The following is a 20,717-nucleotide window of genomic DNA, read 5'->3' as shown; positions in this document are numbered from 1 at the left end:
TTGTTGCGTAAGCCACAGTCCACCCGCAACACGCCCGCGTTAATGAAAGCCGCAGCATGACGTCAACTGACGAGCGTCCGTCAAAATTTCGCCGCCGGCTGTTCTGGATCGCCGCTTTGGTCGTTATGCTGTTCGGCGTCTACAGCGCGGTCTGGTTCTATGTCGCCGGCCGCGTCAGAAGCGAAGCCGACAAGGCGGTGGCGGAGCTGAACGCCAAAGGCATAGAGGCCGGCTGCGCCAATCTCACCGTCAGCGGCTATCCCCTGAGCTTTGCCGTCTTCTGTGACACGCTGGCTTACGAGGATGACACCAGGAACGTCGCCGCCTCGACCGGCAGCTTCAATTTCGTGGCCGAACTCATCCGTCCCCTGTCGCCCGCTGCCGAGTTGCGCGGACCACTGCGCACATCGGTGCCCGGAATGACGCCGCTATGGATCGATTGGGGCAATCTGCAGGCCGACGCAAAACTCTCCTGGCCCCTACCCCGCAGCATTTCGCTGCGGGCCGATAGCCTGTCCGGCCAGACCGACCCGGCCGATGACACCGACCCGGTCTCGCTGTTCAGTGCCGGCACTGCAGCGGGAGAGCTGCGGCCCGACGGCCAGGACATCGGCTATGTCGGAAGCTTCACCGATCTTGAGATCGACGCCGACGCGATCGGCGGGCGCGTGTTGCCGCCGCTCGATGGCAGCGGCGACGCGACGCTGAAGAACGGCGTTGCGCTGATGAAGACGGAGGCCAGGAGCCTGCGCGGCCAGGCGGCCGACATTCACAAGCTCGACCTGTCGTCGGGAACTGCGCGCATCACCGTCTCCGGCCCGGTGTCGGTCGACGCCAACGGACTGATCAACGCCGACCTGACGATCAAGCTCAAGGATCCCAAAGCTGTGGCGGCAATCCTCGCCACCGCAATCCCCGAGCAGAAGAGCCAGATCGAGCAAGGCTTTGCCGGCCTGGCGCTGCTCGGCAACGAACCGTCAATGCCGCTCAAGGTGGTGAGGGGCAAGGCTTCGCTCGGCTTCATTCCGCTGGGCAAGATCAAGCCGGTCGATTAGAGCATGATCCCAAAGCACGAACGGCTTTGGGGGAAGACCTATGCTTAGCCAAGCCAACACATGAGCCGGCCAGTTAAACTGCTCAGCGTTGGCGCGCTGACGCTGGATACCATCCTGCGTCTGGAAACCCTGCCCACGCATCAGGGCAAGTTCATCGCATCGGACGGCGTCCAGCTCGCTGCGGGCATGGCGACAAGTGCGGCCTGCGGCCGCACGCCGTCTCGGCGCGGAGGTGTTCCTGTGGGCCAGTGCGGGCGACGATGCCATCGGCGATCAGCTGCTGGCCGGCGTCGAAGCCGAGGGCGTCGATTGCAGCTTTGTCCGCCGCGTCAAAGGCGCGCGTTCGGCGCTGGCCTCGATCCTGATCGACGCCCATGGCGAGCGCATCATCGTGCCATTCTACGACCCGAAGGCGCAGGTTGACCCCGAGGCGCTGCCTGTCGCCGATCTTTCCGGCTTCGACGCCGTTCTGGTTGACGTCCGCTGGCCGGGCGCTGCAGCACTTGCCCTGACCGCCGCGCGCGACGCCGGCCGCCCGGCGATCCTCGACGCCGACACCGCGCCGCTCGAAGTGCTGGAGCGTCTGCTGCCGCTGGCCTCGCACATCGTCGCTTCGGAGACGGCGGCGCGCATTGTCTGCGGCCATGCGCTGGACCCTGAAACCGCCTGTGCCGACCTCGCTAGCCGCACCGATGCCTTCGTCGCGGTCACTGGCGGCGCGGCGGGCAGCTGGTGGCAAGATCGCTCATCGGGGTTGGTACGCCACGTCGCGGCGCCGAAGGTCAAGGCGGTGGATACGCTGGCCGCCGGCGACGTTTTTCACGGCGCCTTTGCCGTCGGGCTCGCCGAAGCCATGCCGATCGAGCAGGCCTTGCGTTTTGCCAGTGCCGCCGCCGCGCTCAAATGCCAGCGCTTCGGCGGCCGGCTGGGCGCGCCGAACCGGGCCGAGACAATGGCCATGGTCGCCGTAACCTGGCCTGCCTGAAACAGACTAGCCTTTTGTAGGATGCTCCACCGCCTGGCGGCCAAAATCCGGCACGTCAATATCCTGGCCGGCCTCGATGATCGAACGGCGCACGGCGCGGGTGCGGGTGAACAGGTCGAACAGCTTGTCGCCGTCGCCCCAGCGTATCGCCCGCTGCAGCGAAGCGAGGTCCTCCGAAAAGCGCGCCAGCATCTCAAGGATGGCGTCCTTGTTGTGCAGGCACACGTCGCGCCACATGGTCGGGTCGGAAGCGGCAAGGCGGGTGAAGTCACGGAAACCCGAGGCTGAATATTTGATCACTTCCGACTTGGTCACCGACTGCAGATCGTCGGCGGTGCCGACGATGTTGTAGGCGATGATGTGCGGCAGATGCGAAACGATGGCCAGCGTCATGTCGTGATGCTGCGGGTCCATCGTGTCGATGTTCGAGCCGCAGCGCCGCCAGAACTCCGACAGCTTTTCCAGCGCGGCCGAATCGGTGCCCGACAGCGGCGTGAAGATGCACCAGCGGTTTTCGAACAGCTCGGCAAAACCGGCGTCCGGGCCCGACTTCTCCGTACCCGCCAGCGGATGCCCAGGTATGAAATGCACGCCTTCCGGCACATGCGGCTGCATCTGCGCAATGACGGAGGCCTTGGTCGAACCGACATCGGTGAGGATGGCACCCTTTTTCAGCGCCGGCGCGATTTCCTCCGCCACCTCGCCCGACGAGCCAACCGGCACCGAAACGATGACAAGGTCGGCATCGCGAACCGCTTCTTTTGCGTCTGCGGTGTAGGATTCACCGAGACCAAGCTCCTTCGCACGCGCCAGCGTGGTCGGGCTGCGCGTCGCGATGGCGACATGCCTGGCCAGACCTTCGCGGCGGATGACGCGGGCCAGTGACGAGCCGATCAGGCCGATGCCGACCAGCGCGATTTTCTCGAACATCGGTGATGTCATGTGCTTCAGCTTTTCAGGAATGTCGTGAGCGCGTCGATGACGCCGCGATTGGCTTCTTCTGTGCCGACGCTCATGCGCAGCGCGTTGGGGAAGCCATAGCCGGTAACCCGCCGCAATATATAGCCGCGCTGGGTGAGATACTCGTCCGCTGCCTCTGCCGAATGCTTCTTGTCCTGCGGAAAGTGGATGAGCACGAAATTGCCGACACTCGGCGTCACCCTGAGGCCAAGCTTCGTCAGCTCTTCATTCAGCCAGGTAAGCCAGACCTCGTTGTGCAACGAACTGCGCTCGACATGGGCGCGGTCGCGGATCGCCGCGATGCCGGCCTCGATCGCCGTTGCATTGACGTTGAAGGGCCCGCGGATGCGGTTGATCGCATCGACGATGTGCAGCGGGCCATACATCCAGCCGATGCGCGCGCCGCCAAGGCCGAGCTTGGAGAAGGTGCGGGTCATGACCACATTCTGCGCGCTGCCCGCCAACTCGATGCCGGCCTCATAGTCGTTGCGTCGCACATATTCCGCATAGGCCGCGTCAAGCACCAGCAGCACATTGCCCGGCAGCGCGGCATGCAGCCGACGCACCTCCTGGAACGGCAGATAGGTTCCGGTCGGATTGTTGGGATTGGCGAGGAACACGATCTTCGTGGCCGGCGTAACCGCGGCCAGGATCGCGTCGACATCGGCGCGCTCCTCGGTCTCTTTGACCGCAACCGGCCTGGCCCCCGCCGACTGGATGTAGATCTTGTAGACCATGAAGGCGTGTTCGGTAAAAATCGCCTCGTCGCCCGGCGCCAGATAGGTCTGCGCCAGCAGGCCCAAAATCTCGTCCGAGCCGTTGGAACAGATGATGTTTGCCGGGTTGAGGCCGTGCACTTCGGCGATCGCCTCGCGCAGCCGCCTTGCGGTGCCGTCGGGATAGACGTCGAGCCTCGCGGCAACTTCACGCGCCGCCTCGATTGCCTTCGGCGACGGGCCGAGCGGGTTCTCGTTCGACGACAATTTATGGACCTTGGCGACGCCGGCCGGCGCCGTACTCTTGCCCGGCACATAGGCTTCTATGTCCATGATGCCCGCGCGGGGCGTCGGCCGTGCCTTGTCCGCTGTCTTGTCCATGTCGCAAATCCGTCTGAAATGCCGCCGTCCGGAGGCCGCAGCGGAAATACAAGCCGTGGCCGCTGTTGTCGAGAGGCTGCTGGGGTGTGCAATGCCTGGTCCCCACCCTGGCCGTTGACGCCGGGCCGCGCGAGTTCTAGAAGAACGCAACGTCCCGTGGTGATTTGGCCGGTCGGCTTGCAGCCACGTTAAACAACTCGCTAAAGGGCCGTTTGCGTGACGTAACCGGCTTTGCGATCGCATTGCCGGTTTTTTATTGCCTGACGGCGGGCAAGGAGAGTCACATGACCACGCTCCGCGCTGCAAAAACCAACAACGAGGCCGACAACCCGTCGAGCCCGGTGTTGCATTTCGGCGCCGACAAGCCGCTGAAGCTCGACGCCGGCACACTTCTGTCGCCGTTCCAGATCGCCTACCAGACCTACGGCGCCTTGAACGACGCCCGTTCCAACGCTATCCTGGTCTGCCATGCGCTGACCGGCGACCAGCATGTCGCCAGCACCAATCCGGTGACCGGCAAATCGGGCTGGTGGGAAGTGCTGATCGGCCCCGGCAGAATCATCGACACCAACCGCTTCTTCGTCATCTGCTCCAACGTCATCGGCGGCTGCCTCGGCTCGACCGGTCCGGCCTCGACCAATCCGGCCACCGGCAAGCCCTATGGGCTCGACCTGCCAATCATCACCATCCGCGACATGGTGCGGGCGCAGTTGATGCTGGTCGACCATTTCGGCATCGAAAAATTGTTTTGTGTGCTCGGCGGCTCGATGGGCGGCATGCAGGTGCTGGAATGGGCATCGTGCTATTCCGAGCGCGTCTTCTCGGCGCTGCCGATCGCCACCGGCGCGCGCCATTCCTCGCAGAACATCGCCTTCCACGAGGTCGGCCGCCAAGCCGTCATGGCCGACCCGGACTGGCATGGCGGCAAATATTTCGAGCATGGTGCGCGCCCGGAAAAGGGACTGGCGGTGGCGCGCATGGCCGCTCACATCACCTATCTGTCGGAGGCCGCCCTACACAGGAAATTCGGCCGCAATCTGCAGGATCGCGAAGCGCTGACCTTCGGTTTCGATGCCGATTTCCAGATCGAGAGCTATCTGCGCCACCAAGGCATGACGTTCGTCGACCGCTTCGACGCCAACTCCTACCTCTACATGACCCGTTCGATGGACTATTTCGACCTTGCCGCCGACCATGGCGGCCGGCTGGCCGATGCCTTCGCCGGCACAAAGACGCGATTTTGCCTGGTCTCCTTCACCTCGGACTGGCTGTTCCCGACGGAGGAGAGCCGCTCGATCGTGCATGCACTCAACGCCGCCGGCGCTTCCGTCTCCTTCGTCGAGATCGACACCGACCGCGGCCATGACGCCTTCCTGCTCGACGAGCCGGAACTGTTCGCCGCCATCAACGGCTTCATCGGCTCCGCTGCAAGGGCGAGAGGGCTCAGCGCATGACCCCGAAATATTGCAGACTTTTCGGCCATGGATCATGCGCCAGGCAAGGGGCGAAGCCATGAGCGTCAACCGCGCCCAGCGCGTCGACCTCGAAGTCGTCGCCGGCCTCATCCCGCCGCTCTCGCGGGTGCTCGACGTCGGCTCCGGCGACGGCCTGCTGCTCGAACTCCTGCAGGAGACCAAGCAGGTCGACGGTCGCGGGCTGGAACTGTCGCAGCGCGGCGTCAACGAGTGCGTGGCGCGCGGCCTCTCGGTCATCCAGGGCGACGCCGACACCGACCTCGAATTCTATCCCGACAAGGGTTTTGACTTCGTCGTCCTGTCGCAGACGCTGCAGGCGACCCGCAACCCGAAGCTGGTGCTGGACGAACTCTTGAGGATCGGCAACCGCGCCATCGTCTCCTTCCCCAATTTCGGCCATTGGCGGGTGCGGCTGTCGTTGTTCTTCAAGGGACGGATGCCGGTGACGGAGGACCTGCCCTATTCCTGGTACGACACGCCCAACATCCACTTCTGCACCATCCGCGACTTCGTCAACCTGGTCGAGGAGCTCGGCGCCTCGGTGGAAAAGGCGACCGCGCTCGACGGCAACGGCCAGAAGATCGGCCTGTCGATGCCATGGTGGTTCTGGAATTTCTTCGGCCAGCAGGCGGTGTTCTTGCTGAAGCGCTGATTCGCCGGAGACGCTACCCGGCGTACTCGACAAAGGTGTGATCTTCGCCAGCAAGCTCGCCCGCGATGATCGAGGCGATCTTTTCCCAGTCGCCACCGGCCAGGCCAGCGCCGATTTTCGGATAGCCGATGCGTTTGCCGGCGAATTGGACCTTGACTGCCCGCATGACCTTTCGGATCGCCTCATAGTCGGCTTTCATACCCTGCCCTTGCCAGTGGAATTGCGTGTAGCCGTTGACGATATGAAAGGTTCGGTCCCCGCGCCTGATCTCGGCGACCGATATGCGTCCGAGCTTGGCGGGATCGCCTTTCATGGTCGCGCGGTCGGCCGCATAGGCCTCGGGAAAGCGCTGCTTAATGGACAGCGCAATGCCTTTGCCCATCGCGCACTGGCAATTGCAGCCATGCACGACGACATCGAACCGCCCATCGAGCGCAAGTTGCAGCAGATCGCCGCGAATCGTCTGCATCGACATGGAAAACCGGCCTCCCAGTGACGGCGTTTCGCCCCCAGTTGGAGCGGGCAGTTTCCGCGTGCGCCTGTCTGACCGTCGCAAAACTGGGGTTTACGGGTCAATCGAATTCTCGATAGCTGCCGATTGATCTCCACCTATCCCAGCACGTCCGTGGCCTTGTGCGGGAGCCTGACACCGTCGGCGATGACCACATCGGCGTCGGAGTTGTCGGTGCGCAAGGCCAGAATCTCCCGATAGGCTGATGAATCGTACCAGCCGCGCGCATGTTCCTTGTCTGGAAACTCAATGATGATCAAGTGCCCGGACCAATCGTTCTCAATCACGTCCAGCTCGCCGCCATGAACAAGATAGCGGCCACCAAACGGTGCAAGTGTTGCATCGATCTTCTGCAGATACTCGACGATCTGCGGGCCCATTGTGACTTGGCGCATATGGGCGACGGCGTAGGCGGTCATGGCTGAACTCCCTGTGTAGTCGAAGCCGAACAACCGGCCCTCGTGGGCGCAATCTGCCGCGATGACGTCATCTGATCGATTACGTCAGACGTAATCGGATCGCCGAGGGCATCCTGGCTCAACAGTTTGTGATGACATTGCTGCTGCATTTTTGTAGCGTCGAATCGAACGCAATCCTGAGGCGGAACCGACCGTTCGTCCGAACACTACGGAATCCGGGGCATAGCCAAAGCAATATGTCGAAGACTGCCGACCTCGCTCCGCTAATCACGGTGATCACACCGACTCACAACCGGCGGAGCAAGGTTCTGCGCGCCGTCGAGAGCGTTCTGGCGCAGAACGTCACTCGTTTTGAGCACATTGTCGTCGATGACGGCTCGACCGACGGCACGGCCGCAGCCCTTGCCGAAATCCGCGACCCGCGGCTGGTCTATGTCGGTTCGAAATGGCGCGGCGCCAATGCTGCCCGTAATGCCGGCATCGAACGGGCGCAGGCGCCCGTGGTGACCTTTCTCGATTCCGATGATGTCTATCTTCCGGACCGGCTGGAGCGGACACTTGAGTGGTTCGAGGCCAATCCCTCGCTGGAAGTGCTGATCAGCTCCTTCGTCTCGCTGAAGGGCAATCGCCGCACCAATTGCGTCAATCGCGATGCGTTCCTGACCCGCGATTCGCTGGAGCGGGCCCTGGTTGGGCAGACAATCTTCATTGCCGGGTCGGCAATCACCGCCCGGCGCGAGTCGCTGCTGGCCATCGGCGGCTACGACAGCGACGTCACGCGCATGCAGGATCGCGAATTGTTGCTGCGCTTTGCCCACCGCAGCGGCGCGCAACTCTCCGAAGTGATCGACTGGAAAAAGTACAATTCCGAGAATTCCATCTCCGGACAGCGCGATGGCTATGTCGAAGCCTATGCCAGTTTGATCGACAAGCACCCCTATATCGCCGACCGCTACCCCCACATTCCGCCCTACATGATTGCCCGGCAGCTCATCGCCGACGCGCTCAAGGGCAGGGTTTCGCAGGCATTCTCCGGCTATCTGGCCAACCGGTCGTCGAAGGCACTCGGCTATTCGGTGCCGCAACTGTTGCGCGGCTATGTCGGCGGCCGGCGCTGGCGCCGCGATCTCTACACCGAATTTCGCGACAAATACGGTGCGCGGCCGGCCTGAAGCTCCCTGGAAGCCGCGCAGCGGCCCTCCCTCCGGAAATGCCCCAAAACCTCATTTATCGAGTTCCGGGAAATACGGATCGGAATAAAACCGCCGGTCGCGTTCGCCCTGCAGGCAATCCATCGGTGCGGCCGCGTCGATCGTGACCACGGTCGCATCGGCAATACCGCTCACCTCCATGATAAGCTTGCGGCGTATGGCGGTAGCGAATTCGGAGGCGGCGTAGATCGGCAGCACGAAGGAGCCGGGCCCGCCGGTGACACAGTCGTCATAGTACTGGTCGAGATGGCTGAAGGTCGGCGACGGGCTGATCAGGATCGGCAGGCCGTTGATGACGATGCCCTTGGCCACCGCGGCATCGCGTGTGGTGGCGACCGGCAGTCCGGTGTTGTTGGGACCGTCGCCGGAAATGTCGATGACACTGCGTGGCGCGTCGAACCCGGTGCCGTCGAACAGCCCGGCGCCGAAGGCAAGCGCGCCGGAGATCGAGGTGCCGCGAAAGCTGCGGAACGGCCGCGCGGCTATTCTGTCGGCGAAGGCGTTGGCGCTCTCTGCGCTGTCGATGACCTGCCAGGCGATGACGCCATCCTCGCGCACGACGCCCGCCCATTCGAAATAGGCAAGCGCGATGCGGCCGGTCGTGCCCGAGCGCACAGCCTTGATGAAATCGGGATGCCTGAGCGCCTCGACATAGCCGGCGCGCTGCAGCGCGAACTCCCTCTCGTCCATCGACTGCGAGATATCGACGGCCAGTACCAGTTCGACATCGACGGCACCGCTGCTTGCCGGGGCCACCACGGGCGTGACCGGAGTGCAAGCAAGGCAGGCTAGCAGGCTGAGCGCATCGAGCATGGCCGCACCACGGATGTTTCGATCCGCGAATCTTCGCCGCGATCGCGGCGAAATAAAGCCCCGGCTAGTTCTTTCGCCGTACAGTCGCCTTCGGCGGCGGGTCGATAGCGCCGGCCCTGACGCGGGCGGGTTTCAGCGCCGGCGCACCGGAATCCTTCACGATGCTCAGCGCGCGGGGGAAGAACTGATTGCTGTGCAGGCCTCGCCCGATGTTGAGGATCGCGGTCCCGGGCAGGCGTTTTTCCAGCATCGACAGAACCCGCCGCAGCGACGGCCCGTCGAACGCATCCATCGCCTCGTCGATGATCACCCATTTCGGCTTTCGCAAGGCGAGCCTGGCGAAGGCGAGCGAGCGTTGTTCGTCATCGCCGAGTTCACGCCCCCAGCGTGCGGAACGGTCGAGCGAGGATGACAGGCGCTCGAGGCCGACCTCGGCAAGCACTGCCGAAATTTCGGCATCGCTGGCTGGCGCGAGGCCGTTCGGATGGTCAAGCACCTCGCGTAGCGTGCCGGCCGGGAAATACGGTACGCGCGGCACGAAGATCGGGGCCTCTCCCGCCGGCAGGCCGATCCGTCCGCTCCCCCACGGCCACAGGCCGGCAATGGCGCGGAAGAACAGCGTCTTGCCGGCGCCTGGCTCGCCGGTGATCATGACGCGCTCGCCGGGATGGATTTCGACATGGCTTTCGGCAAGTTTGGTGCAGCCTTCCGGTGAGGCCACTTCAAGCCTCTCGAAGGTCATGTTGCCATTGGCATTGTCGCTGACCTCGATGCGCCTTTCTTTGTCATGCAGCACGTCGGTTTCATCGAGTGCAATGCGAAAGTCGGCGACACGCATCAGTGTCGCGCGCCAGTCGGCGATGCCGCCGATGTTGTTGATGAACCAGCGCAGCGACGAATGCACCTGGTTGAAGGCACCGACCGCCATCATCAGCCCGCCAAAGCTGATATCGCCCGAGAAATAGACCGGCGACGCCACCAGGATCGGCGCCACGACGGTGATCCAGCCATAAGTGTCTGTCACCCACGCCAGATTGATCTGCGCCTTGTAGATATTGCGCATCGCGCCCAGCACCGTGCCGAGGTCGATTTCGAGCCGGCGCTTCGCATCGGCTTCGCCGTGATAGAGCGCAATGGCGTCGACATTCTCGTTGACCCGCACCATCGAGGAGCGCAGCTCGGCTTCGCGCGTGTAGCGATCGCTGTTGAGGCGGATCAGCGGCCGGCCGACCAGCCAGCTCAGCCAGGAGGCGATGCCGGCATAGAGGAACGCGGCCCAGACCATGTAGCCCGGTATCGCCAGCGACCAGCCGTTGATGTGGAAGACGAAGCCCGACGACAATTGCCACAGCACGCCGACGAAGGACACGAGCAGGATGAAGGATTGCAGCAATCCGACGCCGAGATCCGTCGTCAGATCGCTGAGATGCGCGGCATCCTGCTGCATGCGCTGGTCGGGATTGACGCCGATGGCGCCGGCATTGGCGAGCCGGAAGGCCCGCGCCGGCCGCATCCACTGGTCGATAAGGTCGAGCGTCAGCGCCTCGCGCAGCTTCAGCCGGATCATCTGGTTGAGCCAGGTCTGAGCGATGTTGAGCACCAGCAGCGTACCGGCGATCATTGCAAAGATCATCAGCTGATGCAGGAAGGCTGCCATGTCACGACGCGCCAGCGCATCGTAGAAGGGCTGGTTCCAGCGGTTGAGCAGAACCTGGCCGATCGACGTCGCGACGATGACCGCCATGATGCCGACCGACGTCCACAGCAGCCATTTGCGCACCGGCGAGCCTACCAGCGCCCGTTTGATCGTCGCCACCTGGTCGCGCAGGCTGCTGGCTTCGACGGTTACCGGCTGCGGTGTGGCGTTGATGTCCAGTTGATCAGCCATGGCCTGGGGTCCTTACGTTCAACAGCGGTGCTGAAACCGGATGGAGGGACTTGAAGGCATCCGCCGCTCAAACGGGCTGCGAATGCATCTGCGACAGATAGGTGGGAAAATCCCACGCAACACCAGTTTTCATCACGATCACGAAGGTGTCACCCGACGCGTGGTCGATGTCACCCCATCGGCGCGGCGGCCAAGCCTTGTCGCGCCGTGCGGCGACAGCACCGGGACGAAGACGCGGCGCGAGGCGCGCTGCGCGACCGGCACACCCTGATAGAGCCGCTTCTGCGCCTCGACCACGATGACGCCGGAAAAGATTGGCCAGAACCGCCGGCCGGCGCGCTCCAGCACATTGTGGAACCGCATCATGAAGCGCCGCGGCGATGGCGGGAAGAACAGCGCATCGGACCAGGACGCCGGTGTGAAATTCGCCTCGCGCAGCAATTCGGTTAGCTGGCCGCGCGAGAACGGCCGGCCATTGCCGAACGGTGTGTGCTCGAACCGGGCCCAGACGCCGCGCCTGTTAGGAACGACGATGACGACGCGGCCCGCCGGCGACAACACCCGCCAGATTTCGTTCAGTGTCTCGCGCGGGTTTTCGACGTGTTCGAGCGAATGCACCAGCAGCATGCGGTCGATGCAGGAATCGACAAGCGGCAACTCCTCGTCGAAGACCAGCGCCGTCGAGGTCGGTCCATTCGCCGGCCAGACGACCGCACCTTGGGTTGCCGGCATGAAGGCAAAGACCCGCTCGGCATCGGCGCCGAACCGCTCCAGCCACGGCAAGGTATAGCCGAGCCCAACCAGCCGCTCATTGGGCACGGCAGCCCAGATCGAGGAAAGCGCCATGGTGATCGAGCGTTCGGCCAGGCGGCCAAGCGTGGTCGAATAGAAGGAACGGAGATCGACGATATCGGAATGCATACGCGGGACGGTAGCTGCGATGCCGCTGAAGTTCAACAAAGCCGCCAAGTCCTGCAAAGCTAGATGACATCGCGGGCCAAGCGCCCTATGTCTGCGGCGACAGATGGAGAGATGAAAATGCCAGTCGAAATCGAACAGTTCATGTGCCGCAGCGACAATTTCGGCGTGCTTGTGCATGACCCCAAAAGCGGTGAGACCGCCATCATCGACGCGCCCGAGGAGGCGCCGATCCTGGCCGCGATCGAGCGTACCGGCTGGAAGCCGACGATGATCCTGACCACCCATCACCATGTCGACCATGTCGAGGCCAATCTGGCGCTGAAGGAGCTCTTCAAGCTGCGCATCGTAGGACCGGATGCGGAAAAGGAAAAGATCCCCGGCATCGACGAGACCGTCGGCCAAGGCTCCGTCGTCCATCTCGGTGGCGAGCGGATCGATGTCATCGCCACGCCCGGCCACACGGCGGGCCACGTCTCCTATCATCTGCCGGCCTCGAAAGTGGCGTTCACCGCTGACACGCTTTTCGCGCTCGGCTGCGGCCGGCTGTTCGAATGCAAGCCGCCGGTGATGTACGACTCGCTGAAGAAGCTGGCGGCGCTGCCGGCCGACACGGTCATCTATTGCGGCCATGAATACACGCTCTCCAATGCCCGCTTCGCGTTGACCGTCGACCCGACCAATTCTGCGCTGAAGGAGCGGGCGGCGAAGATCGAGACGCTGCGCGCCGACAACAAGGCGACGCTGCCGACCACGATCGGCGAGGAACTGTCGACCAATCCGTTCCTGCGCTGGCACGATCCCGCGATCCGCAAGCACCTCGGCATGGAAAACGCCAGCGATGCCGACGTGTTCGCCGAAATCCGCAAGCGCAAGGATAATTTCTGAGCATCGTGACGTCTGCGGGAAAGCCATGACCAGCGCCGCTGAAATCATCGCCACGCTCGGCCTTAGGCCGCATCCGGAAGGCGGCTGGTATGCGGAGACCTTTCGCGACGGCGCCGGCGGCGCGCGTGGGCATTCGACGGCGATCTATTTCCTCCTTGAACAGGACCGGATTTCCGCATGGCACCGGGTCAAGGACGCGGCCGAGGTCTGGCATTTCCATGCCGGGGCGCCGCTGGCGCTGTCGATGTGCGAGGAAGGCAGTGCAATGATCGAGCAGGTGCTCGGCATTGAACTTGCGGCGGGCGAGCGGCCGCAGATCGTCGTGCCGGCCGGCTGTTGGCAATCGGCGCGCAGCCTCGGCGAATGGACATTGGTCGGCTGCACCGTGGCGCCGGGCTTCGACTTCGCCGCCTTCGAGATGGCCGAACCCGGCTGGGAGCCTAGCTTGGCAAAAAGCCGAGCGTAATCGCCAACTGGGCTGCGTAATAAAGCACCCAGACGGCATAGCGCATGCCGGCACGGTAGGGCGCGATGGCAGGCACGAGGAATTTCTCGGCGGCGAGCAGCCCGTCCGATGCCATGAACATAACGGCGCCGCCGATGACCCACGGATTGTCGAGCGTCAACGCCGAAACACCCATCGCCAATATGGCCGCGATATAGACGGCGATCGGCACCCGCAGGCCGGGACCGACACGGCGCCAGAGTGCCGCCAGCATGACGACCACGAAAGCCGCTATGGCAAGCGCCATCGCGCCGCGCCAGGTCTCGGTGCCCAGCACGTCCAGCCCGCCGCCGCGGCGCAGGAAGAGCGGCACATAGAGGATATGCGCCGCCAGGAAACTGGCCAAACCACCGAGGAAAGCCCTTTCGCCATCGCGCGACAGGAAGGCATCGCCGACGGCGCTGAGGGCAAGTGCCGCGACGAGCAGCAGCGGCCCTCCTTGCATGAAGGCGAGCACGGCAAGCATGGCCACGGCCAGCGTCTTTGCCGCCGAGCGGGCAAGTGTGGGCCGCATGTCCAGGGTGAAGGCGTAGATCACCGCCGCCACCAGCGAAAAAATCAATGTCGCATTGGCGTTGGCGTCGATGCCGCCGGCAAACGGCATCGTCATGCCCTGGCTCCGCCTTCGGATGCCCCGGCTTCACTTTCGGATACCCCGGCTCCACGCTCAGCCACCGCAGGTTTGCGCAGAAACAGCGATTTGGCCGCCAATGCCGCGCCGCCGGTGATCAGCACGCAGGCGGCGAGGATGCGCAGCGACGGCTCGGCGACGCCGGCCGCGATCAGCACCAGGGTCGACAGAAGCGGCGCGGCGTAGCTCGCCGCGCCGAGCACCTGGATATTGCCGCGCTTGACGCCGATATCCCAGGCGTAGAAGGCGGCGCCCACCGGCATTGACCCGAGACCGAGCACAGCAAGCCACTGGCCGGGGCCGTCGGGGAGCACCGTCTTTTCCAGCAGGAGATGGCAGACCAGCGAAAGGGCTGCGGTGGCGGCGCAGAACCAAGTGACGATCGAGGTCGGCACCGCCGGAAAACGCCGCGACAGCAGCGAATAGGACGACCACAGCAGCGCGCAGACGGCCGCCATTGCATAGCCAAAGGCATAGCGCGCATCGAAGGCCAGTCCTCCGCCCTTGGTGACGATGAGCACCGTGCCGGCGAGCCCAAGCAGCGCACCGACGACGTGGTTCCAAGCCAGCTTCTCACCCGGCATCAGCGCCGATCCCAGCACGATCAGCAGCGGCCACAGATAGGCGATCAGACTTGCCTCCACCGCCGGTGCGTTGCGCAGCGCGGTGAAGTAGAAAAAGTGGTAGCCGAACAGGCCGGCAATGCCGATCACCCATACCTGGCGTGGAATCTTCTGGCTTTTGCCGCTCGGCGGCATGAACAGCCGGGCGACCAGCCCTACCGCGGTGCCGATGGTGAAGGTGATGGCCGACAACAGAAAGGGCGGGACAGCACCCGAAGCATCTGTGAGCAATGCCAGCAGCGCCCACATGGCAACCGCCGAAAAGCCGATCAGTGTTGCGCGCGCCATGCCCGTCTCCGGCGACGCGCAAAAACGCGTCTATTCAGTTGCTTCGAACCGCCGCGCACTAACGGTCAAGGTGCCGATCTGAGTCCCGACCGTGGCGTGGATCGGCGCATATATCCCGGTTTGGCCGAGCGGTGCAAACGTCACCATCATCTGGCTCTTGTTCTTCAGGTAATTCAGCGCCTTGCGGCCCTTGCGGTAGCCCGCCACCGGCTCGAAGCCCATCTTGCAGGTGACAGTGTCGCCCTTGTAGCCCTTGACCGAGATCGAGCCCTTCGAGGCATAGGTCAGCGTCAGATCGGCGCGCATTTCGCCGTCGTAGAACTTCACCTTGCGCCCGCAGACCTTGTCGAGGCTGTCGGCATGGATGACGGTGGCGGCCATCGGATCGAGCACCGATGTCAGATCGTTGCCACCCAGCGGTATCCACGTCTTGGGGTTGCGCTTTTTCGGCTCGGGGATGACCTGGGTGGCGGTGACCGCGCCATTGGCAAAGCGGATGTCGACCACGGAAGCTTTCTTGCCGGACTTGTAATCGGCGCGAAACGCCTGCGGCTGCATCTGCTTGCCCAGGATCTTGCCCTTTGACGAGATCGTGCCGCTCGTATCGTCGAACAAGGTGGCGAGACCGGCTGCCGCGACGGTGCCGTCTATGGCATAGCTGTCGCCTTGGTAATGGCTGGAAAATGTCGCCTTAGCCACCGAAAGCCCGAGGAAGGATACCGTGTATTCGCCCTTGAAGGACTGCGGAGCGGCCGCCGGGGCGGCGGCAAACGTTGAGGTCGGCAACGCGATGGCAAGCATGGCCGCAACGGCATGTGACAGTCGAAGCATGGCGGGGGTCGTTCCCTAAATTTCCAGGCCGCAGACGGGGCAGCTTCGGCCTGGCATGTCCCTATGCGACCGCTTATAGGCTGAATTCCGGCCTTAATATGAAACGGGCGCCGCATCTCTGGGGAAGCCGGAGCTTGACGCCCCGGCGAAATGCAACTATGGAACGCCAACTTTTTCCATAAGGCCGCCTGACTGAAACCGCGCGCCGCCCGGCGCGGGCGAAAATGGTTTGGCAGGCTTAGAAAGAACTGAAGGTTAGAACCATGTCCCGCACCTGCGAACTCACTGCCAAGGCAGTCCAGACCGGCAACAATGTGAGCCACGCCAACAACAAGACCAAGCGTCGCTTCCTGCCGAACCTCGTCAATGTGACGCTGATTTCGGAAGCGCTGAACCAGAATGTGCGCCTGCGCATTTCGGCCAACGCGCTGCGTTCGGTCGAGCATCGCGGTGGCCTCGACGCCTTCCTGGCCAAGGCCGACGCCAAGGAACTGTCGCAGCGTGCGCGCCTCTTGAAGAAGCAGATCGCCAAGAAGCAGGCCGACCAGCCCGCCGCTTAAGACTTTAAGGCGGGGGACGACCGCCTTGAGCATCGGAGTGATCCGATGCTCAAAATCATAAGGCAGCGCCATCCGAACTTCGGATAGCGCCTGGCTGGTTCCATTACCCAGGATAAAAAAATGACTTCCTTCTCGCGATATTTGCCCTTTGTGGCCGCCATGGCGCTTGTCGTCGTGGCATCGAACATCCTGGTGCAGTTTCCGATGCAGGGCCAGGTCGGCGGCCTGTCGCTGGCCGACATCCTGACCTGGGGCGCCTTCACCTACCCGTTCTCCTTCCTGGTCACCGACCTTGCCAACCGTCGCTACGGCCCGACCGTGGCGCGCCGCATCGTCTTTGTCGGCTTCATGACGGCGGTAATCTGCTCGATCCTCATCCCGCCCTTCCTGTTTCGCCACGGGCTGATCGAATTCGAGACCGCCGCCGACCGGCTGGTGCGCATTGCGGCGGCTTCGGGTGCTGCGTTCCTCTGCGCGCAGTTGCTCGACGTCACCGTATTCAACCGGCTGCGCCGGCAGAGCTGGTGGCGCGCGCCGATCGTCGGCACGCTGGTTGGCTCGGTGTTCGATACGCTGGTGTTCTTCAGCATCGCCTTTTCCGCCCTCTTCGCCTTTGCCGGCCCGAATGACAGCTTTGCGCTGGAGACGGCACCGCTGATGGGCGTGCTGCCGGTGGAGACCGTGCGCTGGGTGTCCTGGGCGCTCGGCGATCTCTCGGTGAAGCTGATCATCGCCGTTGTGGCACTGATCCCTTACCGGCTGCTCGCCGCCCGCTGGAGCCAGCCGGCGGTCGCGGTCTAGGCCGTGATCCCCTGGGTCCAGCTTGACGCTGCAAAGACGCCCGACGGCGCCCAGGAACTGCGCTTAAAGCAGCGCGGGGCTGAATTCTCGATCATGCTCGGCACCAACGAGTTGATGAACAGTCGCCTCAGCGGTTCCGAGGAAGCGCTGGCAAAACTCTCCTGCGACAGGATTGCCGGACACGGCCGACCGAAAATCCTGATCGGCGGCCTCGGCATGGGCTTTACGCTGCGCGCAGCGCTTACCGAGTTGGGCGCCGACGCGAGCATCACCGTCGCTGAGCTTGTCCCGGCCGTCGTCGCCTGGGCGCGCGGCCCGATGGCAGTGCTTTTCGACGGCTGCCTTGACGATCCCCGCGTGAGCGTCCTTGAGGCCGATGTTGGCCACATCATAAGGGCCGACAAGGCCGCCTGGGACGCCATCCTGCTCGATGTCGACAATGGCCCTGAAGGCATTGTCTACAAGGGCAATGATGCCCTCTATGACGCTGCCGGCCTCGGCGCGGCACGTGCCGCACTGAAACCTGGCGGCGTGCTGGCGGTGTGGTCGCAAGGGCCTGACAGCGGTTTTACGCGGCGGCTGAAGCAGGCAGGGTTTTCGGTCGAGGAAGCAAAGGCGCGCGCGCATGGCAAGCGCGGCGCGCGCCATGTCATCTGGCTCGCGACAAAACCGTAGCGCCGCCGCTCAATCCTGGTGCAGGATGAATTCCAGGTAGAGGTTGCGTTGCAGGATCGAGTGGTTGTCGTCCGAGATCAGCGACACCATCAGCGCACCGTCATCGCGGGTCCAGACGTCGAGCCCTTCCATATTGTCGATCTGATAGCCCATGTCGGCGTCCATCAGCACCGGCCCGTCGGCGACAGCGCCTTTCTCGACGCTTTCGCCATAGATCCGCCTGAGCCGCATCCTGACGCCACCAGCCATGGAGAAACTGCGCTCCAGCAGCAGCAGGTCGCCATCCGGCAGGAAGGCGCCGTCGGTGATGTCGAAATCGCCATTGCGCTTCACCGTGAAGACGCCCTTGTGCGGCCCTTCGATGATGGCGGCATAGATATTGCCTGATTTGTCGAGGCTCTTTTCCGAGACCACGACCAAGCCGCCCTCGTGCTGGCCGTAGGGATTGGCGTGGGTGACCGTCTCGAAGCCGCGGTTCTGCCGCAGTTCCCGGGCTGGAACCAGGAAATTCAGCTGCTTGAACGGCGCCTTCATGTTGCTGGCGTCGATCTTGAACTGGGCGACGCGGTGATCGCGCTCGAAGCCGACGGTGGCAATGCCGTCCTTGACCGCCAGGCCTTCGGCGTCGACCTGCCATTTCTTGTCGATCGGCCGGCCCGAGGCATCGACCATCTGCTGCATGCGGAAATTCTGGACGCCTGACGGACGCTTGCCGGCATCGTGGGTGATCGAACCGAAAAACCAGAAGCCGGTATCGGCGACGCCGATGAAATCGCCGCCGGGCTTGAGGAAGCGAAACGCTGACAGCGCTCCGAAATCGCGCGTCGGCGACGTCATCTCCAGCCCGCCGACAAACTCCAGCGGACCGAACTGTTTGTCGGCGCTGCCTATATGGAAGGTGGTGATCGGCCGTGCCGAGACTTCGACCGGCTCGACCGAGCTTGGGCCGGCGGCGTTGGCCAGCGCCAAAGCCATACCGAACAAGGCAGTGGCGGCGAAGAGCGTCTGCCTGAAGCCGCCGCGCAAGAAGATCATCCGGCGCGCCGATAGCCGCCGCGGCGCGTGTCGCGCGCGTTTTCCTCGGCAAACAGCGAGGCCAGCTGCTCGGTCATGGCACCGGCCAGTTCCTCGGCGTCGACGATGGTGACGGCGCGCCGGTAGTAGCGGGTGACGTCGTGGCCGATGCCGATGGCCAGCAACTCGACCGGCGAGCGTGTCTCGATCAGTTCGATGACGGCGCGCAGATGACGCTCGAGATAGTTGCCCGGATTGACCGACAGCGTCGAATCGTCGACCGGCGCGCCATCCGAGATCATCATCAGGATCTTGCGCTGTTCGGGCCGGGCGATCAGCCGGTTGTGCGCCCACAGCAGCGCCTCGCCGTCGATGTTTTCCTTGAGCAGGCCTTCGCGCATCATCAGGCCGAGATTGCGCCGGGCACGGCGCCACGGATGGTCGGCGGATTTGTAGATGATGTGGCGCAGATCATTGAGCCGGCCGGGGTTCGGCGGCTTGCCATCCTTCAACCACTTCTCGCGCGCCTGGCCGCCCTTCCACGCCCGCGTGGTGAAGCCGAGGATCTCGACCGAAACGCCGCAGCGCTCCAGCGTACGCGCCAGTATGTCGGCGCAGGTGGCGGCCACCGTGATTGGCCGGCCGCGCATCGAGCCCGAATTGTCGAGCACCAGCGTCACCACCGTGTCGCGGAATTTGGTGTCGCGCTCCTGCTTGAACGACAGCGGCTGCATCGGGTCGATGACGACGCGCACCAGCCGGGCCGGATCGAGATAGCCCTCTTCGAGGTCGAAATCCCAGGAGCGGTTCTGCTGCGCCATCAGGCGGCGCTGCAACCGGTTGGCGAGCCGCCCGACGACGCCGGAGAGATTGGCCAGCTGCTTGTCGAGGAAAGCGCGCAGCCGGTCGAGCTCTTCCTCCTCGCACAGCTCTTCCGCACCGACCGTCTCGTCGAAGGCGGTGGTAAAGACCTTGTAGTCGATTTCCTTCGGCAGGTTGGTGAAGGGGTTGTCGTTGCGGCGCGCCTCACCGGGCGTCTCGGCATCCGCATCGTCGTCGTCGGACAAATCGTCGGCCGTGGCATCGGAGGCTTCCGTCTCGGACGACTGTTCGTCGTCGGCCGACGCCTCGGCATCCTCGGACTGCGACTGCTCGGAGCCGGAATCGTCTTCGCCGCCCTCCTCGCTCTGCTCCTCGCCCTGCGGCTGGTTCTCGTCATTGTCCTCGGAGTCTTCGGTCTCCTGGTCGTCGCCGAGTTCCTCGGCCATCTCCATGGACGCCAGCATGTCGCGCACGACGCGGGCGAAGGCCTGCTGGTCGCCGAGCTTGGCCGACAGCCCGTCGAGATCGGCCTTGGCCTTCTCCTCGACCCAGGGCCGCCAGAGGTCGACCAGCCGCTCGCCGCTCTTGGGGATCGGGCGGCCGGTCAGCTTCTCGCGCACCATCAGCGCCAGCGCTTCCTCGATCGGCGCGTCGGCCTTGTCCTTGACGTCGACGAGGTTGGCCTTGGCGTATTTGTCCTCCAGCATCGAGCCTATATTGTCGGCGACGCCCTGCATGGCGCGGCTGCCGATCGCTTCGACGCGGGCCTGTTCGACCGCGTCATAGATCGAGCGCGCCAGCTTGCCTTCCGGCGCCAGTTTGGTGTGGATGCGCTGATCGTGGCAGGCGCGCTTCAGCGCCATGGAGTCGCCGAGCCCGCGGGTAATGGCGATATCCTCTTTCGAGGCTTTCTTCGGCAGTTCCGGCAACCGTGCACGACTACCGGCAAGGGCGGGCCTGTCCTTGGCGAAACCGACCTCAAACTCCTTGTCGCCGGCAATGGCGCGCATGCAGACTGTGACGGCGCGCTTGAAGCTGTCGGCTTCAGACCCCGTCTTCGACTTGTTGCGCGTGTTGTCGCCCGGACCCGCCATC

Annotated in this window: 21 protein-coding genes, 1 pseudogene and 1 riboswitch; of the genes and pseudogenes, 10 read left to right on the top strand and 12 right to left on the bottom strand. The window is 63.9% G+C overall.

The genetic code is table 11. From position 1 onward, the window contains the following. The first annotated feature begins 56 nt into the window (after positions 1-56). Both ACWGTO_RS02150 and ACWGTO_RS02145 read left to right on the top strand, forming a co-directional pair. Positions 57-1,055 carry a DUF2125 domain-containing protein gene (locus ACWGTO_RS02150; RefSeq protein ID WP_454573216.1) on the top strand — a complete coding sequence of 333 codons (999 nt, stop codon included), beginning with the start codon at positions 57-59 and terminating at the stop codon, positions 1,053-1,055. A 60-nt stretch (positions 1,056-1,115) separates the two neighbouring features. Next, positions 1,116-2,040: pseudogene (locus ACWGTO_RS02145) on the top strand (sugar kinase). A gap of 6 nt (positions 2,041-2,046) precedes the next feature. Here the strand turns inward: ACWGTO_RS02145 and ACWGTO_RS02140 are convergent. Together ACWGTO_RS02140 and hisC are read right to left on the bottom strand one after the other, a co-directional pair. Continuing rightward, positions 2,047-2,982: a prephenate/arogenate dehydrogenase family protein gene (locus ACWGTO_RS02140; RefSeq protein WP_454573215.1), complete on the bottom strand. Its 936-nt coding sequence runs from the start codon at positions 2,980-2,982 to the stop codon at positions 2,047-2,049. Positions 2,983-2,987: 5 nt separating this feature from the next. Further along, positions 2,988-4,097, bottom strand: a complete 1,110-nt coding sequence (gene hisC, locus ACWGTO_RS02135) for a histidinol-phosphate transaminase (protein ID WP_454573214.1) — start codon at positions 4,095-4,097, stop codon at positions 2,988-2,990. A 146-nt stretch (positions 4,098-4,243) separates the two neighbouring features. Then, positions 4,244-4,321: riboswitch (SAM riboswitch) on the top strand. 60 nt (positions 4,322-4,381) lie between these two features. On the opposite strand from hisC, the gene metX reads away from it, so the two are divergent. Both metX and metW read left to right on the top strand, forming a co-directional pair. Continuing rightward, complete coding sequence (metX, locus tag ACWGTO_RS02130; RefSeq protein WP_454573213.1) at positions 4,382-5,551, top strand: homoserine O-acetyltransferase MetX; 1,170 nt, start codon at positions 4,382-4,384, stop codon at positions 5,549-5,551. A 58-nt stretch (positions 5,552-5,609) separates the two neighbouring features. Next, entirely contained in the window at positions 5,610-6,224 is a 615-nt protein-coding gene (gene metW / locus ACWGTO_RS02125; RefSeq protein ID WP_112562220.1) for a methionine biosynthesis protein MetW, read from the top strand. Positions 6,225-6,237: 13 nt separating this feature from the next. Here the strand turns inward: metW and ACWGTO_RS02120 are convergent, their stop codons facing one another. Both ACWGTO_RS02120 and ACWGTO_RS02115 read right to left on the bottom strand, forming a co-directional pair. Then, a complete protein-coding gene (locus tag ACWGTO_RS02120; protein ID WP_454573212.1) occupies positions 6,238-6,699 on the bottom strand; it encodes a macro domain-containing protein in 462 nt (153 codons plus the stop codon). Between the two features lie 134 nt (positions 6,700-6,833). After that, positions 6,834-7,154 (bottom strand): DUF1330 domain-containing protein, encoded by a 321-nt coding sequence (locus ACWGTO_RS02115; protein ID WP_454573211.1) that lies wholly within the window; start codon positions 7,152-7,154, stop codon positions 6,834-6,836. 236 nt (positions 7,155-7,390) lie between these two features. On the opposite strand from ACWGTO_RS02115, the gene ACWGTO_RS02110 reads away from it, so the two are divergent. Next, positions 7,391-8,326 (top strand): glycosyltransferase family 2 protein, encoded by a 936-nt coding sequence (locus tag ACWGTO_RS02110; protein WP_454573210.1) that lies wholly within the window; start codon positions 7,391-7,393, stop codon positions 8,324-8,326. 51 nt (positions 8,327-8,377) lie between these two features. Here the strand turns inward: ACWGTO_RS02110 and ACWGTO_RS02105 are convergent, their stop codons facing one another. The 3 genes from ACWGTO_RS02105 to ACWGTO_RS02095 all read right to left on the bottom strand — a co-directional run bounded on the left by ACWGTO_RS02105 (position 8,378) and on the right by ACWGTO_RS02095 (position 11,987). Then, positions 8,378-9,178, bottom strand: a complete 801-nt coding sequence (locus ACWGTO_RS02105; protein WP_454573209.1) for a DUF1194 domain-containing protein — start codon at positions 9,176-9,178, stop codon at positions 8,378-8,380. A gap of 64 nt (positions 9,179-9,242) precedes the next feature. After that, complete coding sequence (locus ACWGTO_RS02100; RefSeq protein ID WP_454573208.1) at positions 9,243-11,066, bottom strand: ABC transporter ATP-binding protein/permease; 1,824 nt, start codon at positions 11,064-11,066, stop codon at positions 9,243-9,245. A 138-nt stretch (positions 11,067-11,204) separates the two neighbouring features. Further along, entirely contained in the window at positions 11,205-11,987 is a 783-nt protein-coding gene (locus ACWGTO_RS02095; RefSeq protein WP_454573503.1) for a class I SAM-dependent methyltransferase, read from the bottom strand. Positions 11,988-12,104: 117 nt separating this feature from the next. On the opposite strand from ACWGTO_RS02095, the gene gloB reads away from it, so the two are divergent. Next, positions 12,105-12,872 (top strand): hydroxyacylglutathione hydrolase, encoded by a 768-nt coding sequence (gloB, locus tag ACWGTO_RS02090; RefSeq protein ID WP_454573207.1) that lies wholly within the window; start codon positions 12,105-12,107, stop codon positions 12,870-12,872. A gap of 25 nt (positions 12,873-12,897) precedes the next feature. Beyond that, on the top strand, positions 12,898-13,338 hold the full coding sequence (locus ACWGTO_RS02085; RefSeq protein ID WP_454573206.1) for a cupin domain-containing protein: 441 nt from the start codon (positions 12,898-12,900) through the stop codon (positions 13,336-13,338). Here ACWGTO_RS02085 and ACWGTO_RS02080 read toward each other — a convergent pair. From ACWGTO_RS02080 to ACWGTO_RS02070, 3 genes are read right to left on the bottom strand one after another with little or no spacing between them, the layout of a single operon-like run. Then, positions 13,313-13,987: a lysoplasmalogenase gene (locus ACWGTO_RS02080; RefSeq protein WP_454573205.1), complete on the bottom strand. Its 675-nt coding sequence runs from the start codon at positions 13,985-13,987 to the stop codon at positions 13,313-13,315. The two genes, ACWGTO_RS02085 and ACWGTO_RS02080, sit on opposite strands and share 26 nt — an antisense overlap. Continuing rightward, complete coding sequence (yddG, locus tag ACWGTO_RS02075) at positions 13,984-14,919, bottom strand: aromatic amino acid exporter YddG (RefSeq protein WP_454573204.1); 936 nt, start codon at positions 14,917-14,919, stop codon at positions 13,984-13,986. Before yddG ends, ACWGTO_RS02080 begins: the two co-directional genes overlap by 4 nt. 30 nt (positions 14,920-14,949) lie before the next feature. Next, entirely contained in the window at positions 14,950-15,750 is an 801-nt protein-coding gene (locus ACWGTO_RS02070) for a DUF3108 domain-containing protein (RefSeq protein ID WP_454573203.1), read from the bottom strand. Between the two features lie 263 nt (positions 15,751-16,013). Here ACWGTO_RS02070 and rpmB point away from each other — a divergent pair, with 263 nt between their 5' ends. From rpmB to ACWGTO_RS02055, 3 genes are all read left to right on the top strand, one after another. Continuing rightward, positions 16,014-16,310: a 50S ribosomal protein L28 gene (rpmB, locus tag ACWGTO_RS02065; protein WP_454573202.1), complete on the top strand. Its 297-nt coding sequence runs from the start codon at positions 16,014-16,016 to the stop codon at positions 16,308-16,310. A 120-nt stretch (positions 16,311-16,430) separates the two neighbouring features. Then, positions 16,431-17,111, top strand: coding sequence for a queuosine precursor transporter (locus ACWGTO_RS02060; RefSeq protein ID WP_454573201.1), 681 nt, complete (start codon positions 16,431-16,433; stop codon positions 17,109-17,111). Positions 17,112-17,114: 3 nt separating this feature from the next. Continuing rightward, positions 17,115-17,786, top strand: coding sequence for a hypothetical protein (locus ACWGTO_RS02055; RefSeq protein ID WP_454573200.1), 672 nt, complete (start codon positions 17,115-17,117; stop codon positions 17,784-17,786). A 9-nt stretch (positions 17,787-17,795) separates the two neighbouring features. Here ACWGTO_RS02055 and ACWGTO_RS02050 read toward each other — a convergent pair whose 3' ends face one another. Both ACWGTO_RS02050 and cobT read right to left on the bottom strand, forming a co-directional pair. After that, positions 17,796-18,821, bottom strand: a complete 1,026-nt coding sequence (locus ACWGTO_RS02050; RefSeq protein ID WP_454573199.1) for an esterase-like activity of phytase family protein — start codon at positions 18,819-18,821, stop codon at positions 17,796-17,798. Next, positions 18,818-20,716 (bottom strand): cobaltochelatase subunit CobT, encoded by a 1,899-nt coding sequence (gene cobT / locus ACWGTO_RS02045; RefSeq protein ID WP_454573198.1) that lies wholly within the window; start codon positions 20,714-20,716, stop codon positions 18,818-18,820. Before cobT ends, ACWGTO_RS02050 begins: the two co-directional genes overlap by 4 nt. Position 20,717: the final 1 nt, after the last annotated feature.

It is taken from the genome of Mesorhizobium sp. PL10, assembly GCF_053714315.1.
The sequence above is the reverse complement of the archived record's forward strand: the minus strand, read 5'-3'. Positions and strand labels throughout refer to the sequence as shown.